20 protein-coding genes, 1 pseudogene and 1 riboswitch are annotated in these 22,675 nt (G+C 61.5%); of the genes and pseudogenes, 7 read left to right on the top strand and 14 right to left on the bottom strand.

Features of this window, described 5'->3' with window-relative positions:
- Nucleotides 1–44: 44 nt before the first annotated feature.
- The 5 genes from FKV68_RS25405 to FKV68_RS25385 all read right to left on the bottom strand — a co-directional run bounded on the left by FKV68_RS25405 (nucleotide 45) and on the right by FKV68_RS25385 (nucleotide 5,204).
- Nucleotides 45–857 (bottom strand): DeoR/GlpR family DNA-binding transcription regulator, encoded by an 813-nt coding sequence (locus FKV68_RS25405; protein WP_180943296.1) that lies wholly within the window; start codon nucleotides 855–857, stop codon nucleotides 45–47.
- Between the two features lie 96 nt (nucleotides 858–953).
- Nucleotides 954–2,021, bottom strand: coding sequence for an ABC transporter permease (locus tag FKV68_RS25400; RefSeq protein WP_180943295.1), 1,068 nt, complete (start codon nucleotides 2,019–2,021; stop codon nucleotides 954–956).
- Nucleotides 2,018–3,547, bottom strand: a complete 1,530-nt coding sequence (locus tag FKV68_RS25395; RefSeq protein ID WP_180943294.1) for a sugar ABC transporter ATP-binding protein — start codon at nucleotides 3,545–3,547, stop codon at nucleotides 2,018–2,020. Before FKV68_RS25395 ends, FKV68_RS25400 begins: the two co-directional genes overlap by 4 nt.
- Nucleotides 3,544–4,188, bottom strand: a complete 645-nt coding sequence (locus FKV68_RS25390) for a DUF2291 family protein (protein ID WP_180943293.1) — start codon at nucleotides 4,186–4,188, stop codon at nucleotides 3,544–3,546. The genes FKV68_RS25395 and FKV68_RS25390 overlap by 4 nt, the downstream gene beginning before the upstream one ends.
- A gap of 74 nt (nucleotides 4,189–4,262) precedes the next feature.
- Nucleotides 4,263–5,204 (bottom strand): D-ribose ABC transporter substrate-binding protein, encoded by a 942-nt coding sequence (locus tag FKV68_RS25385; protein ID WP_180943292.1) that lies wholly within the window; start codon nucleotides 5,202–5,204, stop codon nucleotides 4,263–4,265.
- A gap of 307 nt (nucleotides 5,205–5,511) precedes the next feature.
- Between FKV68_RS25385 and FKV68_RS25380 the strand changes: the two genes are divergently transcribed.
- The 6 genes and pseudogenes from FKV68_RS25380 to FKV68_RS33380 form a co-directional block, all read left to right on the top strand.
- The gene (locus FKV68_RS25380; RefSeq protein ID WP_180943897.1) at nucleotides 5,512–6,492 is read left to right on the top strand and encodes a sugar phosphate isomerase/epimerase family protein; all 981 of its coding nucleotides are present in this window, start codon (nucleotides 5,512–5,514) and stop codon (nucleotides 6,490–6,492) included.
- A gap of 45 nt (nucleotides 6,493–6,537) precedes the next feature.
- Complete coding sequence (locus tag FKV68_RS25375) at nucleotides 6,538–7,359, top strand: transketolase (RefSeq protein ID WP_180943291.1); 822 nt, start codon at nucleotides 6,538–6,540, stop codon at nucleotides 7,357–7,359.
- Nucleotides 7,359–8,321: a transketolase family protein gene (locus FKV68_RS25370; RefSeq protein WP_180943290.1), complete on the top strand. Its 963-nt coding sequence runs from the start codon at nucleotides 7,359–7,361 to the stop codon at nucleotides 8,319–8,321. The genes FKV68_RS25375 and FKV68_RS25370 overlap by 1 nt, the downstream gene beginning before the upstream one ends.
- Nucleotides 8,318–9,787, top strand: coding sequence for an FGGY-family carbohydrate kinase (locus FKV68_RS25365; protein ID WP_180943289.1), 1,470 nt, complete (start codon nucleotides 8,318–8,320; stop codon nucleotides 9,785–9,787). Before FKV68_RS25370 ends, FKV68_RS25365 begins: the two co-directional genes overlap by 4 nt.
- A gap of 90 nt (nucleotides 9,788–9,877) precedes the next feature.
- Nucleotides 9,878–10,024: riboswitch (FMN riboswitch) on the top strand.
- Nucleotides 10,025–10,156: 132 nt separating this feature from the next.
- Nucleotides 10,157–10,792 carry a 3,4-dihydroxy-2-butanone-4-phosphate synthase gene (gene ribB / locus FKV68_RS25360; protein ID WP_180943288.1) on the top strand — a complete coding sequence of 212 codons (636 nt, stop codon included), beginning with the start codon at nucleotides 10,157–10,159 and terminating at the stop codon, nucleotides 10,790–10,792.
- Between the two features lie 397 nt (nucleotides 10,793–11,189).
- Nucleotides 11,190–11,372 (top strand): annotated as a pseudogene (locus tag FKV68_RS33380) (glutathione binding-like protein); the annotation flags it as partial.
- 54 nt (nucleotides 11,373–11,426) lie between these two features.
- On the opposite strand, the gene kdgD reads toward FKV68_RS33380, so the two are convergent.
- The 9 genes from kdgD to FKV68_RS25310 form a co-directional block, all read right to left on the bottom strand.
- Nucleotides 11,427–12,335 carry a 5-dehydro-4-deoxyglucarate dehydratase gene (gene kdgD, locus FKV68_RS25350; protein WP_180943286.1) on the bottom strand — a complete coding sequence of 303 codons (909 nt, stop codon included), beginning with the start codon at nucleotides 12,333–12,335 and terminating at the stop codon, nucleotides 11,427–11,429.
- 63 nt (nucleotides 12,336–12,398) lie between these two features.
- On the bottom strand, nucleotides 12,399–13,619 hold the full coding sequence (locus tag FKV68_RS25345; RefSeq protein WP_180943285.1) for a pyridoxal phosphate-dependent aminotransferase: 1,221 nt from the start codon (nucleotides 13,617–13,619) through the stop codon (nucleotides 12,399–12,401).
- A 72-nt stretch (nucleotides 13,620–13,691) separates the two neighbouring features.
- A complete protein-coding gene (locus FKV68_RS25340) occupies nucleotides 13,692–15,329 on the bottom strand; it encodes a hydantoinase B/oxoprolinase family protein (RefSeq protein ID WP_180943284.1) in 1,638 nt (545 codons plus the stop codon).
- 14 nt (nucleotides 15,330–15,343) lie between these two features.
- Nucleotides 15,344–17,434 (bottom strand): hydantoinase/oxoprolinase family protein, encoded by a 2,091-nt coding sequence (locus FKV68_RS25335; protein WP_180943283.1) that lies wholly within the window; start codon nucleotides 17,432–17,434, stop codon nucleotides 15,344–15,346.
- A 173-nt stretch (nucleotides 17,435–17,607) separates the two neighbouring features.
- Complete coding sequence (locus FKV68_RS25330) at nucleotides 17,608–18,453, bottom strand: transporter substrate-binding domain-containing protein (RefSeq protein ID WP_180943282.1); 846 nt, start codon at nucleotides 18,451–18,453, stop codon at nucleotides 17,608–17,610.
- A gap of 41 nt (nucleotides 18,454–18,494) precedes the next feature.
- Nucleotides 18,495–19,145, bottom strand: coding sequence for an amino acid ABC transporter permease (locus tag FKV68_RS25325; protein WP_180943281.1), 651 nt, complete (start codon nucleotides 19,143–19,145; stop codon nucleotides 18,495–18,497).
- A gap of 10 nt (nucleotides 19,146–19,155) precedes the next feature.
- Nucleotides 19,156–19,824: an amino acid ABC transporter permease gene (locus tag FKV68_RS25320; RefSeq protein WP_180943280.1), complete on the bottom strand. Its 669-nt coding sequence runs from the start codon at nucleotides 19,822–19,824 to the stop codon at nucleotides 19,156–19,158.
- Between the two features lie 15 nt (nucleotides 19,825–19,839).
- A complete protein-coding gene (locus FKV68_RS25315) occupies nucleotides 19,840–20,595 on the bottom strand; it encodes an amino acid ABC transporter ATP-binding protein (RefSeq protein ID WP_180943279.1) in 756 nt (251 codons plus the stop codon).
- Between the two features lie 24 nt (nucleotides 20,596–20,619).
- Nucleotides 20,620–21,093, bottom strand: coding sequence for a RidA family protein (locus FKV68_RS25310; RefSeq protein WP_180943278.1), 474 nt, complete (start codon nucleotides 21,091–21,093; stop codon nucleotides 20,620–20,622).
- 478 nt (nucleotides 21,094–21,571) lie between these two features.
- On the opposite strand from FKV68_RS25310, the gene FKV68_RS25305 reads away from it, so the two are divergent.
- Nucleotides 21,572–22,318 (top strand): FadR/GntR family transcriptional regulator, encoded by a 747-nt coding sequence (locus tag FKV68_RS25305; RefSeq protein WP_180943896.1) that lies wholly within the window; start codon nucleotides 21,572–21,574, stop codon nucleotides 22,316–22,318.
- The last annotated feature ends 357 nt before the right edge of the window (nucleotides 22,319–22,675 follow it).

Raw genomic sequence — 22,675 nt, 5'->3', positions numbered from 1 at the left:
CGAATCCAAAAAGTATACGTTCGACGATATGGCCGGCTAAGCCGTCAGCTCGCAGCGATAAGCACTTCAATGCCGCGGCGCTCAAATTCTTTCGCATCGCGATCGGAAATGCCGTCGTCAGTAATGAAGGAGTGGACGACGTCCAGGGAACCAAGCCGTGTGAAGGAGGATTTGTTGATCTTGGTGGAGTCGGCCACGAGGTACACGTGGGCCGCCGCCTTGATCATAGCCTCCTTTAGCTGCAGGTCGGCGAAACTTGGATAGGTCAGTCCCGCGTCCAGCGCCACACCAGCTGTCGCAAGGAACAGCTTGCCGGCAAAGATGTTGCGAAAATACTCGACGGACTTGTCCCCCGACAGCGAAAGCGTCGGCGACTTGAACTGGCCACCGGGCATATGAACAGCAAAGGTCGGCACCGAGCCAAGGATGATGGCGATGTTGAGTGCGTTGGTGATCAGCGTCAGGTCGCGCCGGCTGGTCAGGCGCATGGCGATTTCAGTGGTCGTCGTCCCGGCATCGAGGATCAGAGTTTCGCCATCCTTGACGAGGCTCGCGGCAAGCGCGCCTATACGGCGCTTTTTGTCCATGTTTTCCTGGTGATGGAGCGTCATGGTGCCGATCTGGCGTGAGCCGGCGTTCAGGTAGGCGCCGCCATGTTCTCGGGTGATGAAGCCTTCGTTTTCCAGTCGCTCGAGATCCTGGCGGATCGTCGCCTCGGAAACGTGGAACGCGGCTGCGAGTTCGCGCACCCGCGCGGAGCCTTCTTCTTCCAGCCATTCGAGGATCCGCCGGCGCCGCGGTTCGGACAACAGCCCCACCATGGACTCGGAAGCATCGTTCTCTGTCTTCGCTTCCATCTGAACCTGCCTAAACCCCGATAATCGCAATCAAACGAATTTAAATCGATTCTACCCCATGGCACCCTTACAGCAAGACACTGCGCGCTGAAATCCTCAATTCGCCTGCTGCTGCAAGATCACCCGCGCCTGCAGCTTCTGCTGGATCTGGTCCACCACGACCGCGGCGATGATAACGAGGCCTTTGATCACGGTCTGCCAGAAGGACGAGATGCCCATCATGATCATACCGTCGGCCAGAATGCCGATGACGAAGGCGCCTATGATCGTCCCGCCGATGCGGCCGCGGCCGCCCGACATTGACGTTCCACCGAGCACCGCTGCGGCGATCGCGTTGAGTTCGAAGGTTTCGCCGGTTGCCGGATGGCTCGCCTGCAGCTGCGACGAAATGATCAGGCCGACGAGCGCGGCGCAGAGACCGGAGAACATGTAGACGAAGAGCTTGGTCCGGTCGACGTTGACGCCGGAGAGAGCCGCCCCGCGCTCGTTGCCGCCGACGGCGTAGATGTGCCGGCCGAGCGGAGTGCGCGCGGCGAGATAGGCGGCCAGAAGGGCGACCACAGCCATGATCCAGACCGATAGCGGGAAGCCGAACAGCGTTCCGGAGCCGATCAACTTGAACGTATCCGAGCCGTATTCCGGGTTGCCGCCGAGGTTCGGGAACGTGCGTCCGTCGGAGAAGAGCAGTGCCGCGCCGCGGGCGACATAGAGCGTACCAAGCGTGGCGATGAACGGCGCGACATTGAGTTTCGTTATCAATATGCCGTTGATGAGACCGATGAACACACCGACCACCAACACCATCAGGCAGATTTCCAGCGTGTTGAACTGGATGCTCCAGCCGATGCCGAGATCGATGCCGTAGAGCACGAGATAGCCGGCGACCATGGCGCAGAGGCCGACAATGGACCCTACCGAAAGATCGATGCCACCGGCGATAATGACGAAGGTCATGCCGATCGCCAAGAGCGCGTTGAGCGCCACGTGCTTGGAAATGATCAGCATGTTGGCGGTCGACAGGAAGTTCGGGGCGGCGAGCGCGAAGAAGCCGAAAACGAGGATCAGCGCGACGAAGGTCCGCATATGCAGGAGCAAGAGAAGCGCCGAGGTTCCCGATGCCTTGGGGCCCAGCTTCGCGGCGGTTGCGGTGTCGATGCTGCTCATTGTGTTTCAACCCTGCTCAGATTGGGCGTGGCGGCGGAAATGACCGCCGACGCTTCGGCGCCGGACGGGAAACTCCCTGTCAGCTTGCCATTCGCCATGACGAGAATGCGATCGGAAAGGGCCAGAACCTCCTCCAGATCCGATGTAACGAAGAGAATCCCGAGACCTTCGGCGGCCAGACGCCGCATGGTGCGGAAGATCTCGGCCTTGGCGCCGATGTCGATGCCGCGCGAAGGCTCGTCCATCAAAAGAATCTTCGGCCGCGTCATCAACGCCTTGCCGATGACCACCTTCTGCTGGTTGCCGCCCGACAGGCTGGAAACCGGGTGCTCGAGGCTGGCGATCTTGATCGCCATGCGCTTGACGAACTCCGTCGCCTTGGCAGCTTCCTGCTTGAGACTGAGATGGATGAAGCGGGTGAAATCGCCGAGCGACGACAGCGTCAGGTTCTCGCGAATGGTCATGATCTGCACGAGACCGTCGCGCTTGCGGTCCTCGGGGATCAGCGCCAGTCCGCGCCGGATGCGGCCGGAGACACTCTTTTCCCGCACCGGCTCGCCACCTATGAACAGCTGGCCGGTGGCGTTCGGATGCTGCGCCATGATGCATTCGAGTAGTTCGGTGCGGCCCGCGCCCATCAGGCCATAAAGGCCAACGATCTCGCCCGCCCGCACCGAAAGCGACATATGGTCGACCGCGTAACCGACGGCGGGGCTCGGCAGGCATATGTTTTCGACCCGGAACACCTCCTCGCCGAGACTGTGCTCAACGGTTTTCGGAAACTCCTTGGAGGAACTGCCGATCATGTTGCTGACGATCCAGGGGATATCAACGCCGGCCATGGAGCGCGATCCGGTGATCACGCCGTCGCGCAACACGGTGATGTAGTCGCCGATGCGGATCAGCTCTTCCAGCCGGTGGGAAATATAGACGATGCCGACGCCCTGGCGCTTCAGGTCCGTGATGACCCGGAACAGAACCTCGACCTCGGCCGCCGACAGAGCCGAGGTCGGCTCGTCGAGAATGAGGATGCGCGCGTTTTCCGCCAGCGCCTTGGCGATTTCGACAATCTGCTGCTGGCCGATGCGCAAATTTCCAAGCGGCGTTTCGGGATCGATATCCTGCTCCAGCCGCTTCATCAGCGCGCGAGCCGCTTCCGTCTGGGCAGCCCGGTCGATGTGGACGCGGGCGCGCGTCTTCTCGCGGCCGATGAAGATGTTCTCCGTCACCGTCAGGTTGGGAAAGAGGTTGAGTTCCTGGAAAACGATGCCGACGCCGTGGCGGGCGGCATCCGACTTGTCGCCGAAGACCACGGGTTTGCCGTCGAGCTCGATCGTGCCCCCATTCAACTGTTCGACGCCGGCGATGATCTTCATCAGTGTCGATTTGCCCGCGCCGTTCTCGCCGACCAGCACGTTGACCGCGCCCATGCGCAGGTCGAAATCGACATTCTTCAGCGCCTGGGTTCCAGGATAGACCTTGGAGCCGCTGCGAATGGACAGACCGATCGGATGCGCATCGGTCATGGCGCGATCTCGACCGAAACGGGGACGATCAGCGGCTGTTCGGTTGCCGAGCGGATCGTGGTCGCACCGACGAAGGCGACCTTCTTGCCCTTTAGGCTACCCTTGGGCAGGGACAGGCTCGACACGGCCTTGTCATTGAGCGCGCGGCCGAGCTTGGCATATTCGATCTGGTCACGGAACGTGGAGAAGTCGTAAAGTTTCGTGGTGTCACGCAGCGCCGTGCCTTTGACGACGGGACCGAGCTGCAAGGTTGCATCGGCCTTGCCGTCGCCGTCGATATCCACCTTGGCCAGGGCCGCCTTGCTGGCAAGATCCTCTTCCACCACCACGCCTGTCCCCTTGACCGGGAAATTCCACCCGCCGCCGGCGCCGCCGACGCGCACGCCATGGGCTTTCCCTGCGGCGTCGAGGCCGCCCTTGATCGCCGCCTGCAACGTCGGCAGGTCGACGGCCTTTTCCTTGAGCGCAGGGACAAGCTTGCCGTCGAACGTGGTTGCGACGAGGCCCGAAACGCGCTCCTGATCGCCACCGGGACCAGCCGCGGCGCCGTTCTTGCCGCCTTCGCCGGTCTTCACCAGCTTGCAGCCGGAAAGACAGAGAACCGCGAGCATCCCCGCGGCGAGGAACAGTTTCATCTTCATTGGCGCAACCGGATCTTACACGTCTGAAAGCACGTCCCGGGAAATCGATGCTCCCGGGACGTGTCGATTTGACGTCAGTTGGAAAGAGCGAACGTTTCGAGATTCGAAGCGTTGTCCGCGCTGATGAGAACGCAATCCATCAACTGCTTTTCTTCCAGGCCGGTGGAGCCAGTCTTGATGAACTTGTCCGCCTGTTCCACGGCCAGCTGCGCCTGCTGATAGGCCGGCTGGAGAACGGTGGCCTTGATGCCGCCCTTCACGATGGAGTCGCGCACGTCGTTCGAGCCATCGAAACCCACGACGATGACGTCCTTGCGACCGGCGGCTTCAAGAGCGGCATAGGCGCCCATGGCCATCGTGTCGTTGCCCGAGATCACGCCCTTGATATCCGGGTGCGCCTGCAGGATCGATTCCATCACCGTGTAGGCTTCCGTCTGCGACCAGTTCGCGGTCTGCTTGGCGACCGACTTCATCTCCGAATATTGGTCGATGACATCGTGATAGCCCTGGGACCGGATACCGGCGTTGGTATCGGACTCCTTGCCGACGAGCTCGGCGTAGTTGCCCTTCTCACCCATCAGCTTGACGAACTCCTCGGCGCCGAGCTGAGCGCCCTGGTAGTTGTTCGACACGATCTGGGAAACGGCGACGCCCGCGGTGGTGATTTCGCGGTCGATCAGGAAGGAGGGAATGCCCTTGTCCTTGGCCTTCTGCACGGCGGCGACCGAGGCGTCGGCGCCGGCGTTGTCCAGGATGATGGCCTTGACGCCCGCGGCGATTGCCGAATCGAACAGTTCGTTCTGCTTGTTGGCATCGTCGTTGTGCACGAGAACCATCGTCTCGTAGCCAAGCTCCTTCGCCTTGGCGGCCGCGCCGTCGGCTTCCGCCTTGAAGAACGGGTTATCGTGGCTAGGCGTGATGATGGCAATCGTATCGGCCGCCATGGCAAAGCCCGGCACGAAGCCGGAGAAGCTGAGAGCGCAGACGGTAACGAGCAGGCGACGTGTGATTTTCATGTGAGAACCTCCCTTTCTCAATCCAGGCACATAGGTGACCTTCTCAATCACTATCGAATGTTATCGAATTCTGTCAATCTATTTTTGTTTATCTGTTATTTTAAGCGAAACAACCTTCCCGCACTATCGATCGCCAGGGCTTGAGAGGGAGAAACCCTTATTTTGTTGCAATGCGGCATTTATACTGGGAAGCATTGCGGTTTTTCCCTTGCTGAAACAATCAAAATGTGAAAAATATCGAAAACAAATAAAAATAACCGAAAGCATCCATTCTAGCGCTTCTCTAGGCCACGTAACGGAGGAACCCATGTCCGCACAGCGTTTTGGCGCCGGCATCTGGCACTTTGCCACCTATCTCGACCGCTATGCCACCGACGGCTATGGCGCGCCGCGCAGCGTCATCGAAGCCATCGATCTTGCCGGCCAGGTGAAGGACCTGTCGGTGGTGGACATCAACTATCCGTTCTTCGGCGGCGATTTTTCCAATGCCCAGGTCAAGGAAGCGCTGGACCGCAACAAGCTCGGCGTCATCGGCATAACGCCGGAGATCTACACCCGCGAATTCGTCAAGGGCTCGTTCACCAACCCCGACGCCGGCGTCCGCCGCCGCGCCCACGAGCTGGTCACCGAGGCGTGCGACCAGGTGCGCTATTTCGGCGCCGATTACGTCAAGCTCTGGCCGGGCCAGGACGGCTGGGATTATCCCTTCCAGGTCGACTACGGCACGCTGTGGAAACATTCGCTCGACGGCGTCGGCCGGCTCGCCAGCGAAAACCCGGACTTGAAGTTCGTCATCGAATACAAGCCGCGCGAGCCGCGTGTGCGTATGAGCTTCGGCTCGGTCGCCCGCACCCTGCTCGGCATCGAGAAAATCGGCCTGCCCAACGTCGGCATCCTGCTCGACTTCGGCCACGCCATCATGGGCGGTGAGTCCGCCGCCGACAGCGCCCAGCTCGCCATCGATTACGGCCGTCTGTTCGGCATGGACGTCAACGACAACTACCGCTCGTGGGACGACGATCTCGTCGCCGGCAGCCTGCATCCGATCGAGATCTTTGAATTCTTCTACGTGCTTCGGAAGAACAATTGGGAAGGCGTTTGGCAGCTTGATCAATTTCCGTTCCGCGAGGACAGCATCGCCACGGCAAACCACGCCATCGACTTCCTCAAGGCCGCGGCGAAAGGCCTCGACGCTCTCGACGTCGATGCGCTGAAGGAAGCGCAGAGCCGCCACGATGCCATCAGCGGTTTGAAAATCGCGCAGAAGGCTTTGTTCGGCGCCATGTAGGGGCGGCGGGATGAGCAAGGGTTTGAGACTGAAAGGCTTACAACTATGCTGAGAAACGATACTGTCGCAACGATCCAGGAAAAGGCTCTGTGGATGCGCCGCAAGGCCTTCCACATGGTTTTCGACGCACAGCTCGGCCATCCGGGCGGCGACTTTTCCGCCATCGATATTATCGCGACGCTCTATTTCGGCGTGATGCGTTACGACGCAAAGAAGCCTGACATGGCGGAGCGCGACCGCTTCATCATGTCGAAGGGGCATGCGACGGGCGCGCTCTACACCGCGCTCTGCGCTGCCGGCTATTATCCGGAAGACTGGCTCTCGACCTACATGGGGCCGAACTCGAAGCTCAACGGCCACCCCAACCGCAATTACCTGCCCGGCGTCGAGACGAACACCGGGCCGCTCGGCCATGGCATGCCGGTGGGCCTCGGCATCGCGATTGCCGGCCAGTTGACCAGCAGCGATTACCGCACCTATGTCCTGACCGGCGACGGCGAACTGCAGGAAGGCTCGAACTGGGAGGCAGCCATGACCGCCGGCCACCGCAAGGTCGGCAACTTCACTCTGATCGTCGACCGCAACCGGCTGCAGCAAGGAATGGGAACGGAAGAGACCAATGGCCTCGATCCGCTCGATGACAAGTTCCGCGCCTTCGGCTGGGACGTCGAAATTCTCGACGGGCACGACGTGGCGGCGCTGCTGGACAAGCTCGATTTCGCGCCGGGCTCGCGCCAGCGTCCGCTTTGCGTGATCGCCAACACGGTCAAGGGCAAGGGCGTGTCGTTCATGGAGAACAAGGCATCCTGGCACCATGGCGTGCCGAACGCCGAACAATTCGATATCGCGATGAAGGAACTCGTGTAATGGCCGCTCCCGCTGTGAAACAGGAAGGTTTCTTTGATTGCCGGGACGCCTGGGCCCAGACGCTGGAAGCCCTGGCGCAAGACGATCCCCGCATCGTCGCCGTGGTCAACGATTCCGTCGGCTCCTCCAAGCTCGGAGGTTTCCAGAAGAAATTCCCCGAGCGGCTGATCAATGTCGGCATCGCCGAGCAGAATATGGTCGGCGTCGGCGCCGGGCTTGCCAATGGCGGCCGCATTCCCTTCGTTTCCGCCGCTGCGTGCTTCCTGACGGGCCGCGCGCTGGAGCAAGTGAAGGCGGACATCGCCTATGCCGGGTTCAACGTTAAACTCGTCGGCCAATCCTCCGGTATCGCCTACGGCGAACTGGGGCCGACCCATCACTCCATCGAAGATTTCGCCTGGCTTCGTCCCCTTATCCCCCTCACCGTCATCGTTCCGGCCGATCCGTGGGAAACGGCGGAGGCGGTAAAGTGGGCGGCGAGCCATGAAGGCCCCGTTTTCATCCGCCTCAGCCGCATGCCGGTGCCGAACCTCGAGGTTGCCAACCGGACGTTCCAGCCGGGCAAGGCGGAATTGGTACGGCAGGGCGGCGACGTGGCGCTAATCGCCTGCGGCACTATGGTCCATCTGGCCGCCAAGGCCGCGGCGGCGCTGGAGGCGGACGGCATCTCCGCCCGCGTCCTGAACATGGCGACGATTAACCCGCTGGACGAGGCCGCCGTGGCGGCGGCGGCCAGCGAAACGGGCGCAATCGTAACAATCGAGGAAGCGGGCATTCGCGGCGGACTGGGCGGCGCGGTCGCCGAATTCACCGCCGGCAATTTACCGGTTCCGGTCGAGCGCATGGGTTTCCCCGGCTTCGTGCCGACCGGCTCTGTCAAGTGGCTGTTCGAGCAGTTCGGCCTGACGGTGCCCGGCATCGCCAAGGCCGCCCGCAAGGCGATCGGCCGTAAACGCCCATGACGAGCGGTCGCGTCATCGCCATCGACCAAGGCACCACCAATACCAAGGCCATCCTGGTAGATGGTGCCGGAGGGATCGTCGCCAAGGCCTCGTCGCCGCTGAAATCAACCTATCCCCGCCCGGGCTGGGCTGAGCAATCCGCCGAAGACATTTGGGCGAGCGTACGAGCCGTGATCACCGACATCGTCGCCACCGGCATATCCGACATTCGGGGCCTTGCTATCGCCAACCAGCGCGAAACGCTCGTGGTATGGGATGCCGGCACCGGCTCGCCGATTGCACCCGCGATCCTGTGGCAATGCCGGCGCACCGCGCAGGCCTGCGAGGCACTGATCGAAAGTGGCGCGGGCCCCGCGGTCGTCGACGCGACCGGTCTTTCGATCAATGCCCTCTTTCCGGCCTCCAAGCTGGCCTGGGTCATGGAAAACGTACCCGCGGCCAAGTCGTTGGCCGCTCAAGGCCGGCTTCGCGCCGGCACGGTGGATAGCTGGTTGCTCTATCGGCTGACGGGCGGCCGAGAGTTTGCCACCGATCATTCCAATGCCTCGCGCACCCAGCTTTTCAACACCGACCGACTTGCTTGGGACGAAAGCCTCTGTGCGCTGTTCGGCGCGCCGCTTTCCGCCTTGCCTGAACCAAAACCGTCCGACAGCCTGTTCGGCCACACGGTGGAGGGGGCAACGGCGTTGCCCGCCGGCGTTCCGATCCTCACCATGATGGGCGACAGCCACGCCGCCCTCTATGGTCACGGCGTCCGCGCTCCGGGTCTGGTCAAGGCGACCTACGGGACCGGCTCTTCACTGATGACCCTGACGCCCCGGCGGGTCATGTCCCGGCACGGGCTGTCGAGCACCATCGCCTGGAGCGACCGCGACGGCACAGTTTACGCACTTGAGGGCAACATCACCGTCTCCGCGCAGGCCGCCGCGTTCGCGGCGACGCTGCTCGGCCTCGCCGATACCAGGGCACTCTCCGATTTGGCACAGACCGTGCCGGACTCCGGCGGCGTCACCTTCGTGCCGGCCCTCGCGGGTCTCGGCGCGCCACATTGGAACGACAATGCCACCGGCACGATTTCCGGCATGACGCTGGCCTCCACACCCGCTCATGTAGCGCGCGCCACCTTCGAAGCGATTGCCTTGCAGATCGCCGATGTGTTTTCAGCCATGGAGAAGGACGTGGGCACGCCGCTCAGGGGCTTGCTGGCCGATGGCGGCGCATCCGCCAACGATTTCCTAATGCGGCTCCAGGCCGACATTTTGGACCGCCCCGTCTCGCGCGGCGATCAGGCGGAAGTTGGTGCCATTGGCGTGGCGACCTTGGCGCGGCGTTCCCTCGGGATGGGAAGCAACGGCGAAACCGAGGAGATCCACCGGTTTGCCCCGGGAGGAATGTCCGCTCCTGAACGCGACGGGCTCCTGCGAAACTGGGCGCGGGCGGTTACACAAGCCATCCACGACCGCTAGGACATCCCGTATTTTAGTAACCTGAATGAAATTCAGTGTTTTTTGCACCGCGGCAGTCTTGCATTTCCCGGTCGCTTATCCTTATGTTTCCAACGTTCTCAGGGCGGGGTGCAATTCCCCACCGGCGGTATCGGGAGAAATCCCGGAGCCCGCGAGCGCTTCCGGCGGCGTCGGAAGGTCAGCAGATCCGGTGCGATGCCGGAGCCGACGGTATAGTCCGGATGGAAGAGAGCACGACTAAGGCGACTCCCCCTTCAAGGGATGAGTGTGCCGCGTCTGTTCGCCCAAGGGATATTTTGCCGATGCGCGTCCAGCGCGGATGGCTCAATCAAGCCGGGTCCCCGGCTCAACCCTTGAAAGACATAAAGCATGACTATCTCGAAAATTGATGATGCGATCGCCGCCATTGCCCGTGGGGAAATGGTTATCGTCGTCGATGACCAGGATCGTGAAAACGAGGGTGACATCGTGTTTGCCTCGCAGGACGCAACGCCCGAAAAAATCGCCTTCATGATGAACAAGGCCCGCGGCCTGATTTGCGTGTCGATGGAAGGCGACCGTCTCGACGAACTCGATATTCCGCTGATGGTGCCCAACAACACGGAATCGTTGAAGACGGCCTTTACCGTTTCGGTCGACTACCTGCCAGGCACGACGACCGGCATTTCCGCGGCCGACCGGGCCGCGACCGTCAAGGCGCTGATCGACCCGGCCTCGAAGCCCGCGGATTTCGCCCGCCCCGGCCACATCTTCCCCCTGCGTTCCAATCCTGCCGGCGTCCTCGGCCGCCCGGGCCACACGGAAGCCGCCGTCGATCTCTGCCGGCTGGCCGGCAAGGTTCCGTCGGGCGTCATCTGCGAGATCGCCAACGACGACGGCACCATGGCCCGGCTGCCGGAGCTGGAAGTTTTCGCCGAGCAGAATGGCATGCTGCTGGTAACCATCGAGGACCTGATCGCCTACATGCGCGAGAACCAGACCTCAGTAATCGAGATTGCGGCATAACAAAACCGCGGCTGTTGCGGCGGGCGGCCGCGTGGTGTCGATCGCACCGACCTCGGCCGCGTTTTTTCTGCCACCGCGCTAAGGAAAACGCGCTTCGGGGCTGGAAGGCGACGAGATCGACAGCATCAGCTTGCAAACTTCAGGCGCACGGCGCCCGACGCGGAAATGATTTCCGCATCGATCGAGGCTTGTCCGAAATAAGCGCAGAGGCTTGCGCCACGGAGCAAGACGCCAAACGGCGCCGCGGCGACGTGCGCTTATCAACGGGATCAGGAGACAGATAAGCTTCCCGTTCGAGGCGAAACAGGCACAGCAGGCCGAGAACATTCGTCGTTTAAGTCCGCCTGTTGTTCGCGGTCAAGTGATAGGACCCACGGCGCTGTAGTCGCGCGGCGCCACGACGCGACTGCTCCGCGTCCTCGATGAACGGCTTGCGGGCCGCGACTGGGTGATGGGCGCTGACTAAAGCATCGCCGATATTTCGCTGCTCGGCTGGGTACGCAACCTGATCGGCTTTTACGAAGCGCGCGAGCTCGTCGGCTTTGACCGCTTTCTTCATGTGCAAGCGTGGCTCGACCGGCAGGCGAGAGCGACGGGTGGCCGCCCCCATCGCGGAGATGGAGGCGGCACCTTCTCACTGGCGCTTGTGTTGACCGATCAGGGCTTCCATCATCGAGATTTCCTCCGCCGAAAGATCCTGCAGCGGCGAGCGAACAGGACCTGCATCGAAGCCCTGGAGGCGCACGCCAGCCTTGATGGCCGACACCGCATAGCCCTTCGCGCGGTTGCGGATCGCCATGAACGGATAGAAGAAATCAAGAAGGATCTTCTCGCACTTCGCTCGCTCTCCGGCACGCAACGCCCTGTAGAACTCCAATGCCAAGCCCGGCACGAAATTGAAGACCGCCGAGGAATAGGTGGTGAAGCCGGCGCCGAGATAGGCTTCCGCGAAGAGCTCAGCCGTCGGCATGCCTCCGAGATACGTCAGGCGGTCGCCCATCTTTGCGGTAATCTGGCGGACAAGGCCGATGTCACCGGTACCATCCTTGAAGCCGACAAGGTTCGGGCACTCGTCGCAAAGGCGCGCCAGCGTGTCAGCCTGGAGAACCGAATTATCGCGGTTATAGACCATTACGCCCATGCCGGTCGCCTGGCACACAGCCTTGATATGCCGATAAAGGCCTTCCTGCGGCGCATCGATAAGATAGTGCGGCAGGAGCAGAATGCCGTCGGCGCCCGCCTTTTCGACGGATCTGGCGATCGAGACGGCAATATTGGTGCCATAGCCGCAACCGGAGACGATCGGGGTCTTGCCTGCCGCTTCCTTGGCAACACGCACGATCTGCGGAATTTCCTCCGGCGTCAGCGAAAAGAACTCGCCGGTGCCGCCGGCGGCGAACAGGGTAGCCGCCTCGAAACCGGAAAGCCAAGCCACGTGTTCGGCATAGCTCGTGGCGTTGAAGTTGCCCTCCGCATCGAAATGCGTCACCGGAAAGGAAAGCAGACCGGCGCCGAGCGCCTGCTTCAGTTCTTCAGTTTTCATGGGTGTGACCCTCCTTTGGAGGAAGCATCGTAGAATGCCGATGCTTCCGGGTTGACCTGGTTGTCAGGGGACGTTTTCTCCGGCCTCAAGCGACCGCACCATGGCGGCAAGACGCTCGCAGGCACCCTCCAGTTCGCGGTCGGATGCCGCGATTGACAGGCGGATGAACCCGGGCGCACCGAACGCCGCACCGGGCACGCTCGACAGGCCGAATTGCTGCAGCAGATGCGAGGCGAAGGCCGTATCGTCGGCGATCAACTGTCCTGTCGCCGTCTTCCGGCCGAGCAATCTGGCAACACTGATAAAGGCATAGAAGGCACCATCTGGCGGGGTGAAATCGATCCCCTCGATGAGTGCTAGACGTTCGGCGATGATCTTCGCGCGGCCGGCGAAGGTTTCCGCGGCTTGGGCGACAAAAGCCTGATCACCCGTCAGCGCGGCAAGCGCGGCCGCCTGCGCGACGGTCGAGACGGACGTCACGCTCTGCGACTGCATCTTGTTGAGCGCAGCGATCAGAGCCCTCGGTCCGGCAGCGTAGCCGACACGCCAACCGGTCATCGCATAGGCTTTGGACACACCGTTGACGATGAGCGTCCGGTCGCGCAGACCCGGGCAGGCCGAGGCGAAGGAAACGAAAGGCACATTCTTCAACAGGATGTGTTCGTAGATCTCGTCCGAGATCACCAGAACTTGCTGATAGCGCGCAAGCACCGCCGCAAGCTCGCGGAACTCGTCGGCGGAATAGATTGCCCCCGTCGGGTTGGACGGCGAGTTCAGCATCAGCCAGCGGGTCTTCGGCGTGATCGACGCCTCCAGTCTCTCGGCGGTGATCTTGAAGCCGGTGTCCGACCCGCAACTGACGTAAACCGGTTCTCCACCGTTCAGGGACACGATGTCGCCATAGGACACCCAGCACGGGGTGGGAATGATGACCTCGTCGCCGGGCTCCAGCGTGGCCAGGAACACGTCAAACAGGATCTGCTTGGCGCCGTTCGCCACCGTCACCTCGTCAACGGCATAGTCCAGTCCGTTTTCCGTCTTGAACTTGCCAACGATCGCCTGGCGCAGGCTCTCCATGCCGGCCGGCACACCGTAGCGTACCCTGCCCCTTCGGATGGCCTTGCAGGCTGCGTCGGCAACATGGGCCGGCGGTTCGAAATCCGGCTCGCCGAGCGACAGATCAATGATGTCGCGGCCTTCCGCAGCCAGTTTTTTTGCGGCTACAGCGATTGCCATGCTGGGGGACGATTTGATGCCCGCAGCGCGCTTGTTCTCGAACGTCATCTCCGGCTTCCTTGAATTGATCTTACACTTGAGGCCGGACGAAGTTTTCACGTCGCCCGACCCCGGGGAGGGTCACTCGGCGACGACGTAGTCGAAATCGCTGTCACGCCGCACGGCGACCGGATCGCGCCTGTCGGCCGGGCCATAGCCGCCGCCGCCGGGAAGCTGAAGGATGAGCCGGCGGCCGGCCGGCACATGCTGGCGTCCCTTGGCCGCAAGGCGTGTGCCGTCGTCCAGCAGCACGGCTCCGGGGGCACCGTTCTCGCCGCCATCACGGCCGCGTGCCGGATGCTCGATGCGATCGAACATGGCGTTGAAATGCATCTCGTGACCTTCGGTGGGCGAGATCTCCACGACCTGACCGAGACCGCCGCGGAATTGCCCGGCGCCGCCCGATCCGTCGCGCAGTTCCTTGCGCCAGAAGATGACCGGGCCGACATGCTCCGTCGCCTCGATCGACATGGAATGCACGCCGCTCGGGAATGCTGTGGCGCTCAGCCCGTCAAGCATCGGACGTGCACCGGCGCCGCCGCTGTTGAACAGCAGGACTTCGGCGCGCTGGCCGCCGTCGGCCGGTGCCTTTTCGCCCTGCAGCGGCCGTACGCTGACATGCAGGTTCCACAGCGCGCCCGCTCCTTCCGCGGGCACGCGACCGGGCAGCATCTTGTGAACCGCGCCGAGCACCGCATCGGGAACGAGGTGACCGAGGACGTGGCGTACCGATACGGGCGCCGGATGCTGGGCGTTCAGGATGCAATTTTCCGGCGCCGTCACGCGGAACGGCAGCAGGGACGCGTGATTGTTCGGGATCTCCGGTGCGATCGAGCACTTGAGGCCGTAGCAGGCATAGGCTGCGGAATAGATGATCGGGCAGTTGATGCCCTTAGGGCTCGGCGGCGAGGTTCCCTCGAAATCGGCGAGGATGTGGTCGTCCGCGACATCAAGACGAACGGCGATATCGATCGGCGAACCATAACCATCGACTCGCATCACGTTGGAATAGGAGCCCTTCGGCAGCGTCGCGAGCCGCTCCAGCGTTGCGTCGTAGCTGCGCTTGAAGATGAAGTCGGCCAGTGTTTCCAGATCCGCGAGATCGAATTCGTCCATCATGTCCATCAGCCGGCGATGGCCGATCTCGTTGCAAGCCGCCAGCGAATAGACATCGCCGACCACCTGGTGGCTTTCGCGCACATTGTTGCGCAGGATGTTCACGAGGTCCTTGTTGACCGTGCCGCGCTCCGCGAACTTCATGATGGGAACAAAGATACCTTCCTCGTAGACCTCGTTGGCATCCGGACCGAAGCCGCGGCCGCCGACATCCACGACATGCGCGGTGCAGGCGAAGTAGCCGACCAGGGCGCCGTTGCGGAAGGTCGGAGACACGACGGTGAAGTCGTGCAGATGGCCGGTGCCCTTCCACGGATCATTGGTGATGTAGACGTCACCCTCGAAGATGTTTTCCGGACCGATATCGCGGATAAAGTGGCCGACAGCCTCGGCCATGGCGTTGACGTGGCCGGGGGTACCGGTCACGGCCTGGGCGATCATCTTGCCACCCCGGTTGAAGACGCCTGCAGACAGGTCGCCGGATTCACGCACGCTGGTGCTGAAGGCGGTACGGATCAGCGTGACGGCCTGCTCCTCGACCACGGAGATGAGCCGGTTCCACATGATCTGCATATGGACGTCGGAAAGTGCATCGGTTTTCATGGATTATTCTCCGTTCAGGCGGCTTCTTTGGCGCGCACGAGCAGGCAGCCATCGGCCTGCATGACGACCTCGCGGCTCGCCGTGATGATGGTCGAGGTTTCGCGTTCCGTGATGACGGCCGGGCCGACGACCCAGTCGCCCGGCTTCATGTCGTGGCGGGAAACGATCGAGGCATTCTGGAAGCTGCCTTCCTGGACATCGAAGATTTCGCGCCTGCCGCGAATGGTTGCGGCGACTCCCTTGGCGGTTTTGCCGATCCGCTGAGGCGGGGTAACCTTCGAGGTGGCGCGCAGCGACCAGCTGACGATCTCGACGTCGAGGCCATCGATCACGCGGCCGAAGAAGCGCTCATACTGCTCGTCGAACAGCGCGCGGAACAGTGCGCCATCGCCGTCAACATATTCGCGCACCTCGATGGTGACCGGCACTTCCCAACCCTGGCCGACATAACGCATGTAGGCCGTGCACTCGAGGTCGGGGTCAGCATCCGGCGCGCCGGAACGGACGAAGGACGTCGCCTCCCCGATCAGATCCGAAATGGTCGCGGTGATGGCCTTCGCTTCGAAACGGCTAAGGCGGCTATAGGCGCTGCGGACAGCTTCGAAGCCGAAGGGCGCGCGCAGGAAGCCTATGGCCGAGCCGACGCCGGCACCCGGCGGGATCAGCAGCTCCGACATGCCGAGCTTTTCGCAAAGGCGGGTCGCGTGGATCGGTGCTGCGCCGCCGAAGGCGATCATGGTGAATTCGGAGAGTTCCTTGCCGTTTTCGACAGCATGCATGCGGGCGGCATTGCTCATATTCTCGTCGACCACTTCGCTGAGGCCATAGGCGGCCGTCGCGACATCGGTGTCGAGCTTGGCCGCGATGTCCTGCTGCATGGCCTTGTCCGAGGCCGGGCGGTCGAGCTTCATCGCGCCGCCGGCAAACTCGTCGGCATCGAGACGGCCGAGGACGAGGTCGGCATCGGTGACCGTTGGGTTCTCCCCGCCGCGGCCGTAGCAGGCCGGACCCGGCTCGGAGCCGGCGCTGTGCGGGCCGACGCGGATCTGACGCATGCTGTCGACCGTTGCAATCGAACCGCCACCTGCGCCGATCTCGACCATTTCGATGACCGGAATCGAGATCGGCATGCCGCTGCCCTTTTTGAAGCGCCAGGTGCGGGCAACCTCGAAGGTCTTCGACGTCTTCGGCGACTGCTTCTCGATCAGGCAGATCTTGGCCGTCGTTCCGCCCATGTCGTAGGACAAGACCTGATCGAGGCCGTAGCTGCTGGCGATATGGGCTGCGAAGATCGCACCGCCAGCCGGGCCGGATTCAAGCAGGCGGACCGGGAATTCAATGGCGCTTTCGACGCTGATGATGCCGCCGCCGGAATGGATCATGAAGACGGGGCAGCGGGTACCCTCTTCCGTCAGCCGCCCGACGAGGCGGTTGAGATAAGAGGCCATCAGTGGCTTGACGAAAGCGTTGGCGCAGACCGTGTTGAAGCGCTGGAATTCGCGCATCTGCGGCGAGACCTCGGACGAGATCGAGATTGAGATGTCGGGCTTCTTGGCGAGCAGACGGTCGCGCACGACCTTCTCATGGGTGCCATTTAGATAGGAATGGATGAAGCCGACGGCGACGCTTTCATAGCCGGCGGCAATGATACGATCGCAGAGAGCATCGACCTCGGCGAGATCGAGCGCCTTGAGCACCGAACCGTCCGCGCCGATGCGCTCGTCGAGCACGAACCGCTCGTTGCGGGCAACCAGCGGCGCCGGGAGAACGATGTCGAGATCATACTGCTCAAAACGGCTTTCGGTGCGCATCTCGATGACGTCGCGAAAGCCCTCGGTGGTGATGAAGGCCGTTTTCGCGCCGCGGCGCTCGATCAGCGCGTTGGTGGCAAGCGTGGTGCCGTGGATGATCGTGTCGATCTCGGCGAGAGCCACGCCCGCGACTTCGGCAACCTGGCGGATGCCTTTGACGATCGCGTTTTCGGGGAACGAGTAATCCGTCAGCACCTTGATCGAATGGAGCGTGACGCCTACCTCCATCGCGACATCGGTGAAGGTACCGCCGATATCGACACCGACCCGGATCTGCTTGCCATCTTTAGCCATTTTCTTGCAATGCTCCATAAGCGAGCTGTTGTTGCGCCACGCCCGAGAGGGCACCGTTTCGACGCAGGCGGGCAGTCCCCGCCCGCACGAACAGGCGGAGGCCAAGAGCTCTTCGGTTGTTGATGTTTCTGGTGCCCTGCGCGGAGGCCTGCGCCGTCGCGCAGGGCTGAGCGCTACTGCTTGCCGGTGAAATCGACACCAGGAAGCGTGGTTGGAAGCTTGGCGCGGTCTACACCGATCCACTTCTTGTAGAGAGCGTCCAGCGAACCGTCAGCAGTGTGGCGGCTCACGAAATCCGTCAGAAAGTCGAGCATTGCCTGGTCGCCTCTGCGTACGGCCATGCCCTGGAAATTATCTGCAGCCTTGTACTTGCGCTCGTATTCCGCGTTATGGCCGGTCTTGTCGATGACAAGGCCATAGGTCACGCTGCCAAGGATGGCATCGACCTGGCCGGACAGAAGCGCCTGCACCGTCGTGGCATCGTCGTCGAAGCGCTTGATCTCGGTGTTCGGCGGGGCCGCCTTGACGAGGATCGGCTCAAATGCGCTGCCGCGGTTCACGCCGATGACATATTTTCCGAGATCCTCGTTACCCTTGATCTCCGCGTCCTTCCTCCCCCAGACGGTGATGTCGTTCGATGAGTAGGGAATGACATACTGGATGACCTTGGCGCGCTCCTCCGTAATCGTCATCGACGGCACGAGGAAATCGACGTTGCCGTTGACAAGCAGCGGAATGCGGTTCTGGCCGGTGATGCGCTCGAACTTGACATCGACGCCGAGCTCCTGGGCGATCAGCTTGGCGATTTCGATGTCGAAGCCATCGTTCTGACCGCTTTGGTCGATGAAGCCCCAGGGAAACTGGTCCATCTGGACCCCGATGACGGCCGTGCCCTTGGCCTTGATCTCTTCCGGGGTAACAGCCTCGGCATTGGTGGCGAAGACGGTTGCCGCCAGCAGAACTGCTGTAAGGCGCGACAGGACCCTGGAACCTGAGTTGGTCAGTGCTGAATTGAACATGGAGATTACCTCTGGTTGGCTTTGGTTACGCGTTCTTCTTATTATCGGGCGGCGTTGAGGCGCCGTTCGACTCTTGCGCTGAAGTAGGTCAGGGGAAGGCAGATGAAGAAGTATACGAGCCCGACCGCCCCGTAGACTTGCAGCGGTTGAAAGGTAATGTTCGCCATCAGCTGGCCCGAGCGGGTGAGCTCGGTCAGGCCCAGCAGCGCCGCCAGCGCCGTGCCCTTGATGAGGTTGACCATGAAGCCGATGGTGGCAGGAAGGCCGATGCGAAAGGCCTGCGGCAGCACCACATCGATCATGCGATGGACATAGCCGATGCCGAGTGCGCGGGCAGCCTCGCTCTGACCCGCCGGCACGGCCTGGATGCTACCGCGCCAGATCTCGCCGAGGAACGCACTGGCATGCAGCGACAGGCCGATCGTCAGCGCCACCCAGATATCCACCTTGAGACCCAGAAGTGGCAGGCCGAAGTAGACAAAGAACAGCTGCACCAGAAGGGGGGTGCCCTGGAAGATCTGGATGTAGGTTGCCATCAGGCCGCGCAGCACCGCCCACTTGCTGGTGCGGCCGAGCGCAACGGCGAGACCCAGCGCACCTCCGACGGTGAAAGCGAGCAGGGATAGGATGACCGTCCAGCGGGCACCATCCAACAGGAACCAAAACTCTGCGAAACCAAACTCACGGATCATCGCCTCGGCCTCACTTTGTCGGATAGGAGAAGTAGGTTCTGCCGATGAACTGCAGCGCGACAGAGAAGAACTGCGATAGCAGCAGATAGATCGCACCGAGCACGAAGTAGATCTCGAAGCTGCGGAACGTCTGGGCGTCGAGGGTCTGGGCCATGTAGGTCAGCTCCTCTGCCGAGACTGATGCGACCAGGCTCGAATTCAGCATCATCAGGATGAATTGGCTGCAGAGCGCCGGAAAGACCGCCCGGATCGCGGGCCGGAAGACGATAAAGCGATAGATGTCGAGCGTGTGTAGGCCCAGCGCCCTGCCCGCCTCGATCTGGCCGGGACGGATGGACTGCACCCCGCCGCGGACGATCTCCGCGGCATAGGCCGCACAGTTGAGCGACATCGCAAGGACTGCCGCCTCTTCGCCGCCCAGCTTGATACCGAGCGTCGGCATCCCGAAATAGATGAAGAACACCTGCACGAGAAATGGCGTGTTGCGGATCAGCTCGATATAGCCGATTGCGACCATGCGAAACGGGGCGAGCTTGCTCATGCGCATCAGCATGAAGACGATGCCGAGTGCCAGGCCCGCAATCATCGAGATTGCCGACATTCTGAGCGTCTGGATGGCACCGTCCAGAAACATGGGCCAGGCGGCGAGAACCGGGGCGAAGTCGAAGGAATATTGCATCGATCGACCTCCGGCCTAGTGATTGAGGATCTGGCTGAGGAACGACTTGGTGCGCTCGTGGGTCGGATTGCCGAAGAACTCTTCCGGCTCGGCGCTTTCGATGATCTCGCCACGGTCCATGAAGATGACGCGGTGGGCGACCGCACGGGCGAAGCCCATTTCATGGGTGACGCAGATCATGGTGATGCCGTCGTCGGCGAGCGAGATCATCGTGTCGAGCACTTCCTTGACCATCTCGGGATCGAGCGCCGAGGTCGGCTCATCGAACAGCATGATCTTCGGATCCATGCAGAGCGCACGCGCAATCGCAACGCGCTGCTGCTGGCCGCCGGAAAGCTGGGCCGGGTATTTCGATGCCTGTTCGGCGATATGCACGCGCTCCAGGTGGCACATGGCCTTTTCCTTGGCTTGGGCCACGGAAGCCTTCCGCACGCGGCGCTGGGCCAGCATACAGTTTTCGAGCACGGTCAGATGGGGAAAGAGATTGAACTGCTGGAAAACCATGCCGACATCGCGGCGGATGTGGTCGGCATTGGCTCCTTTCTGGCTGAGCTGCGTGCCGTTGACCGAGATAGTGCCCTGCTGGACCTCCTCCAGATGATTTATGCACCGGATCAGCGTGGACTTGCCGGAGCCAGACGGCCCGCAGAGAACGATGTGCTCGCCACGAGGGACGTCCAGGTTTATGCCCTTCAGCACCTGCAGGGAGCCGTACCATTTGTTGACGCCAATCATTTCGATGGCTTTTTCGGACTTGGTGCTCTCGCTCATCGCCAGTTCCCCTTCCCGCTATCGTCAGGATTTCGTTGCGACTTCAAACACGGCATCGACCTCGACGGATGAGCCGCGTGGAAGTGATCCGGCGCCGAGTGCCGTGCGGACATGGCGTCCCTTGTCCCCGAAGATTTCGACGATGAGGTCGGAAGCACCATCAATGATGGCCGGATGGCCCTTGAAGCTCGCCGGCGCATTGACAAAACCGCGAACCTGGACACAAGCCAGCACGCGGTCGAGATCACCTTCGAGAGCCGCATTGACCCGGGCCACGATGTTCAGCGCACACAGCCGTGCGGCCTGATAACCGTCTTGCGGGGTGATGTCCTGCCCGACCACTCCAACGAAGTGCTCGACACCATCGATCCTCGGGATCTGGCCCGATACAAAGAGGAGGTTTCCCGCAAGCCGATAAGGAATGTAGTTGCCGGAGGCCGAGGCAATCGAAGGCAACACTATGCCTAGCTCGGAGAGGCGTGCTGAGACGTCGCCCATAGCAGTTTCCACCTGATTTTTGCGTGCACCACAGGGGCGCAAATTTCGTTCCCGGAGCCATTCGCCACATCCGCCTCATGGGTCAGCTATGTCGGCGGCTCGCTTTTCTGAGGTCAGAGATTATTGAAATAGTATCTCATGTCAACAAGGAATTTAGAGATACTATCTCTTGTGGAAATGACGCAAAGGCAAAGTCGCAAAACCTTTTATTATCAATTATTTCGGAGACTATTTGGTTGTGGATTTCGACACACACTTCCATTTTCAGCAAGAAATATCGTGACTTCTCTGCGCAAAATCGAGGCGATCTCCGCTGCGGAAGTCGCCATCACCGGGAGTGTGTGCACACTTTCGAGAAACGGTGGTCAAAGAGATAGCATCACAACATCATGTAGTGCTATCTTGTCAGAGCGGTTGCGAATCCCTATTAATCAGACATCGCCGATGGAGAATGCGGCGCCAGTTAAGCGAGTGGACCTTGGACACACTGACAAGCCGAACGATACAGGCGATGAAGGCCCATATTGTCGAGAGCCAATTCGGCAAGGGACACAAGCTCGGATCGCTGAACGAATTGTCCCAGCAGTTCGGCGTGAGCCGCACAGTCATTCGCGAGGCTGTCTCCGCGCTGCGGTCAGACGGCGTCGTCGAGGCGCGTCATGGCGTGGGCGTCTTCGTGCGGGAAATGCCGCAGCCGGAGGACCCGAACCGTTACGATTCCGACCTGGTGCTGGCACCGCTGCGGCGGTTGAAGACTTCGTTTATGGACCTCCTGGAACTCCGGATGGCATTCGAGGTGCATGCAGCCGGCCTTGCCGCGACCCGGCGCTCCTGGGCACAGGAATCGAATATCTGGAACGCCGCTCGCCAGTTCGAAGCCTCGCTCGACGACGAAGCCGCGCTCGATCATCTCGACTTCGTGTTTCATCGCTCGATTGCGGAAGCAACGAACAACGGCGCCTTCATCGAATTCTTCAACCTGATGAGCCTTCAGATCCTTCCCCAGCCTGCGTTCTCAAAGGAGCTGAACCCAGCGCTCATCACGCCGGAATATATTCAAAACACGGTGAGAGAACACAGGACCATTTGTGAGGCGATTAGCATCGGAAATTCAGAACAGGCGCGCGAGGCAATGCGGGCCCATCTCAATCGAAGTCACCTTCGTTATCGCGGTTTTTCAGACGACGCCGCCTCGCCTCTCAGCAATGTAGCGCGAGAAGATTGACTCAAAGATCTAAGCAGGATCTTCACCGATTCTCGAATCGGAGATCCGTAAGCTGATATGTGGAGTTTCGACCTGTGGTCGACGACGGGTGAGCGATCCGACCGCTACAGCGCCGTGCGTCCTTCAGGACGCACCAAGGACGCTGCAAGTCTTCGAATCTACGCATCGTGCTTTCCGAAAATCGATTCCGATTTTCGGGCCGATGCGCTACTGCATGTCTCCTTAAATCGACCTCGGCTTAAGGACAAAGACATGCAGCAATTCAAAGTGCTACAGCGACCTTTGCGCGTCTGATAAGACGCGCGGCGCTGTAGCAAACTCAAGCAAGGAGTCTCCCGGGAAAGCGCTTCGCCTTTA

The sequence above is a fragment of the Sinorhizobium mexicanum genome (assembly GCF_013488225.1).
Classification (GTDB): domain Bacteria; phylum Pseudomonadota; class Alphaproteobacteria; order Rhizobiales; family Rhizobiaceae; genus Sinorhizobium; species Sinorhizobium mexicanum.
The sequence above is the reverse complement of the archived record's forward strand: the minus strand, read 5'-3'. Positions and strand labels throughout refer to the sequence as shown.